At 72.8% G+C, this 4,204-nt stretch carries 5 protein-coding genes and 2 tRNA genes (1 of these 7 cut by a window edge); 5 read left to right on the top strand and 2 right to left on the bottom strand.

The window, feature by feature from the left end; all coding sequences use genetic code 11:
• Both ACFWW8_RS07865 and ACFWW8_RS07860 read right to left on the bottom strand, forming a co-directional pair.
• A tRNA-Asp gene (locus ACFWW8_RS07865) sits at nucleotides 1-20 on the bottom strand; it reaches 154 nt to the left of the window's first position.
• Between the two features lie 39 nt (nucleotides 21-59).
• Nucleotides 60-132: transfer RNA gene (locus ACFWW8_RS07860), tRNA-Glu, on the bottom strand.
• A 103-nt stretch (nucleotides 133-235) separates the two neighbouring features.
• Here ACFWW8_RS07860 and ACFWW8_RS07855 point away from each other — a divergent pair.
• From ACFWW8_RS07855 to ACFWW8_RS07835, 5 genes are all read left to right on the top strand, one after another.
• A complete protein-coding gene (locus tag ACFWW8_RS07855; RefSeq protein WP_266935388.1) occupies nucleotides 236-586 on the top strand; it encodes a metallopeptidase family protein in 351 nt (116 codons plus the stop codon).
• Nucleotides 583-1,068 carry a fluoride efflux transporter FluC gene (locus tag ACFWW8_RS07850; RefSeq protein ID WP_386525149.1) on the top strand — a complete coding sequence of 162 codons (486 nt, stop codon included), beginning with the start codon at nucleotides 583-585 and terminating at the stop codon, nucleotides 1,066-1,068. The genes ACFWW8_RS07855 and ACFWW8_RS07850 overlap by 4 nt, the downstream gene beginning before the upstream one ends.
• A complete protein-coding gene (gene crcB, locus ACFWW8_RS07845) occupies nucleotides 1,065-1,439 on the top strand; it encodes a fluoride efflux transporter CrcB (RefSeq protein WP_386525146.1) in 375 nt (124 codons plus the stop codon). Before ACFWW8_RS07850 ends, crcB begins: the two co-directional genes overlap by 4 nt.
• Before the next feature lie 129 nt (nucleotides 1,440-1,568).
• The gene (locus ACFWW8_RS07840; RefSeq protein ID WP_386525144.1) at nucleotides 1,569-2,096 is read left to right on the top strand and encodes a hypothetical protein; all 528 of its coding nucleotides are present in this window, start codon (nucleotides 1,569-1,571) and stop codon (nucleotides 2,094-2,096) included.
• 300 nt (nucleotides 2,097-2,396) lie between these two features.
• Nucleotides 2,397-4,204 (top strand): DEAD/DEAH box helicase (locus tag ACFWW8_RS07835; RefSeq protein WP_386525141.1); only part of this gene is annotated, 1,808 nt, incomplete at its 3' end.

Below are 4,204 nucleotides of genomic sequence, written 5' to 3'. Positions count from 1 at the left end.
ACCAACTGCTCCACAGGTCCTTGCATAGTGCGAGAACAAGTCTCGCACATGGTGTTGCGTACCCCCAACGGGATTCGAACCCGTGCTACCGCCTTGAAAGGGCGGCGTCCTGGGCCACTAGACGATGAGGGCTAAAGGCCCGCCGGGCGCTTCTCAGCGCGTCGGGGACGTGAGAAGCATATGGGATCCGGGGAGCTATCGCCAAAACGGTTTCCCCCGGAGGGACAATGGCCCGGTGCTGGAGATGACGCGCGAGGAGTTCGAAGAGCTCGTCGCAGAGGCCCTGGACCGCATCCCGCCGGAGCTCACGCGGCTGATGGACAACGTGGCGGTGTTCGTCGAGGACGAACCTCCCGCCGACGACCCCGAGCTGCTGGGGCTCTACGAGGGCACCCCGCTGACGGACCGCGGCGAGTGGTACGCCGGGGTGCTGCCCGACCGGATCACCATCTACCGCAACCCCACGTTGCGGATGTGCGAGGACCGGGAGAGCGTGGTCGCCGAGACGGAGGTCACCGTGGTGCACGAGATCGCCCACCACTTCGGCATCGACGACGACCGCCTGCACGAGCTGGGCTACGGGTGACCCGGCCGGTCCCCGGCGGCGACGGCCACGACGGCGGCCCGGTCGATCCCGACGTCGACCTGCACGTGCCGGCCCAGCGCGCGGAGCCGCAGGGCCGGGTCCTCGCGGCCGTGGCGGCGGGCGGGGCGGTCGGGGCGTCGGCGCGGTACGGCGTCGCGCTGCATTGGCCGGCCGGGCCCGGGGCCTTCCCGTGGGCGACCTTCTGGATCAACGCGGCCGGCTGCGCGCTGATCGGCGTACTGATGGTGCTGATCGCCGAGGGCGGCCGCACGGCGCACCCGCTCGTGCGGCCCTTCGCCGGGGCCGGGGTGCTCGGGGGCTTCACCACCTTCTCCGCCTACGCCCTGGACTTCTCCCGGCTGCTGGACGAGGGGGAGACGGGGACCGCGCTGGCGTACGCCGGGGTCACCGTCGTGGCGGCGCTGGGCGCCGTGTGGGGGGCGGCCGCGCTGACCCGGTGGGCCGTCGGGGGGTCCCGGTGAACTGGCTGCTGGTGATGGCGGGCGCGGTCGTCGGCGCGCCGCTGCGGTACCTGACCGACCGGGCGGTGCAGGCGCGGCACGACACGCCGTTCCCCTGGGGCACCATCACGGTCAACGCCGTCGCCTGCCTGGTGCTCGGCGCCCTGGCCGGGGCGGCGCTGGCCGGAGCCTCCTCCTCGCGGCTGGACCTGCTGCTGGGCACCGGGCTGTGCGGGGCGCTGAGCACGTACTCGACGTTCTCGTACGAGACGCTGCGGCTGGCCGAGCGCGGCCGGACCTTCCTGGCCGCGGCGAACGTGGGTGCTTCGGTGCTGGTGGGGCTGGGCGCCGTCCACCTCGGGTCGCAGGTGGCGCGGCAGCTGTTCGCCTGAGGCCGCCGGGGCCCGCGCGCAGCGGGTGTGCGCGCGGGCGTGTCCCCCGCGGGTCAAAGGGAGTTGGGCACATTGACCCGCACATGCGGACTGTTCATCACCTCATCACCCATGCCCCGGAGGTGCCCCGTGCGCCATTTGTCCGCATCCGTCCGCCTGGCCGCCGCCGCGCTCGCGGTCGCGGCCTCGGCGGGCTGCATGAGCGTCGGCGAGGACGCCGCCAAGCCCGGCCCCTCCTCCTCGGCCGACCGCGGTGCAGCGTCGGGCGGATCCTCCGGCGCCGGCCGCGGTTCGGGCGTCCAGGGCAACGGGCAGGGCGTCAAGGGCGGTACGGGGGCCCGCGACGGCAAGGCCAAGGAGGACGGGAAGGCCTCCGGCGCGACCGGGGCCACCCCCAGCCCGGGCGCCCCGAGCGGCGCGCCCGGGGCGCCCACCCCGTCGGCGGGACCCGGCGGCGGCGCGGGCGGCCAGGGCCCCCAGCAGCCCCCGCCCGGCGGCTCGGGCGGATCCGGGGGTTCGGGCGGCGGCCAGCCGCCGGCGAGCCCGACCCCGGAGCCCCCGCTGCCGACGCCCCCTGTGACGGAACCCACTCCGTCGCCGCCGCCCCAGCCGACCCCGGAACCGGAGCCCAGCACCCAGCCCCAGCCCCAGGTGTAGCCGCTCCCGATCCCCTGCCGCCGGGTCGGCGAGCCCCTCACGGAAGCGGGATCGCCGCAGGTCAGAGCATCACTCGGAGGAGTGACTTGCCAGACCCGGGGGAGGGTGCGTATGGTTATAGATCGTTTGATCCCATTGCCCGGCGCCGACTCCGAAGAGCGCCGTGTGGCGCGTACTCTCCCCAACCGTGGCTGACCGCATTGAGGCGGTCGATTTGCGATTCACGGAGTTTGGGCGCGTGCCGAGACTCCGGAAGGTTTCGCATTTCGCATGTCCATTTCCAGTTCTGACCGTTCCGTCATGCCCGAGAACGACTCCAACGAGATCGTCGACGCCGAGGCCCTTGTGGTCACCGAAGCCATTGAGGCCATCGAGGCGGACGAGATCATCGAGGCCCTTGAGGCCGACGTGAACGACACCGACCTGAACACCGACGACGAGTCCCTCGAGGACTCCGCCGCCGACGACGACGCCGACGCCGAGCCCACGCTCACCTTCAGCGACCTCGGTCTGCCGGACGGCATCGTGCGCAAGCTCGCCCAGAACGGCGTCACCGCCCCCTTCCCGATCCAGGCAGCGACCATTCCGGACGCCCTGGCCGGCAAGGACATCCTCGGCCGCGGCCGCACCGGCTCCGGCAAGACCCTCTCCTTCGGTCTGCCGACCCTGGCCTCGCTGGCCGGCGGTCACACGGAGAAGAAGAAGCCCCGCGCGATCATCCTCACGCCGACGCGTGAGCTGGCCATGCAGGTGGCGGACGCCCTCCAGCCCTACGGCGACGTCCTCGGCCTGAAGATGAAGGTCGTCTGCGGCGGTACGTCGATGAGCAACCAGATCTTCGCGCTGGAGCGCGGTGTCGACGTCCTCGTCGCCACCCCGGGCCGTCTGCGCGACATCATCAACCGCGGTGCCTGCTCCCTGGCGAACGTCCAGGTCGCGGTCCTCGACGAGGCCGACCAGATGGCGGACCTGGGCTTCCTGCCCGAGGTCACCGAGCTGCTCGACCAGATCCCCGGCGGCGGCCAGCGCATGCTCTTCTCCGCCACCATGGAGAACGAGATCGGCACCCTGGTCAAGCGCTACCTGACCAACCCCGTCACGCACGAGGTCGACAGCGCCCAGGGCAACGTCACGACCATGACGCACCACGTCCTCGTCGTGAAGCCGAAGGACAAGGCGCCGGTCACGGCCGCCATCGCCGCCCGCAAGGGCCGCACGATCATCTTCGTCCGCACCCAGCTGGGCGCCGACCGCATCGCCGAGCAGCTCGTCGAGTCCGGCGTGAAGGCCGACGCGCTGCACGGCGGCATGACGCAGGGTGCCCGTACCCGCGTCCTCGCCGACTTCAAGGACGGCTACGTCAACGCGCTCGTCGCCACCGACGTCGCCGCCCGCGGCATCCACGTCGACGGCATCGACCTCGTCCTGAACGTGGACCCGGCCGGCGACCACAAGGACTACCTGCACCGCTCGGGCCGCACCGCCCGCGCCGGCAAGTCCGGTGTCGTCGTGTCGCTGGCGCTCCCGCACCAGCGCCGCCAGATCTTCCGCCTGATGGAGGACGCGGGCGTCGACGCCACGCGCCACATCGTCCAGGGCGTCGGCGCCTTCGACCCGGAGGTCGCCGAGATCACCGGTGCGCGTTCGCTGACCGAGGTCCAGGCCGACTCCGCGAACAACGCCGCCAAGCAGGCCGAGCGCGAGGTGGCCGAGCTCACCAAGCAGCTCGAGCGCCTGTCGCGCCGTGCCGTGGAGCTGCGCGAGGAGGCCGACCGCCTGGTCGCCCGCTCCGCCCGTGAGCGCGGCGAGGACCCCGAGGCCGCTGTCGCCGAGGTGGCCGAGGCCGCCGAGGCCGAGGTCGCGGCTGCTGCCGCTGCCGCTGCCGCCGAACTGGCCGCGCAGGAGCGCCGCGAGGAGCAGCGCGTCCAGCGTGACGACCGCGGCAACTTCGAGCGCCGTGACAACCGCGGCGGCGACCGCGGTGGTGACCGCGGCGGCTTCCGCGGTGGTGACCGTGGCGGCTTCCGCGGCGGTGACCGTGACAACCGCGGTGGCCGTCCGTCCGGTGGCTTCAACCGTGACGACCGTGGCGGCGACCGTCCGTCCGG

The sequence above is a fragment of the Streptomyces sp. NPDC058701 genome (assembly GCF_042715295.1).
Classification (GTDB): domain Bacteria; phylum Actinomycetota; class Actinomycetes; order Streptomycetales; family Streptomycetaceae; genus Streptomyces.
The sequence above is the reverse complement of the archived record's forward strand: the minus strand, read 5'-3'. Positions and strand labels throughout refer to the sequence as shown.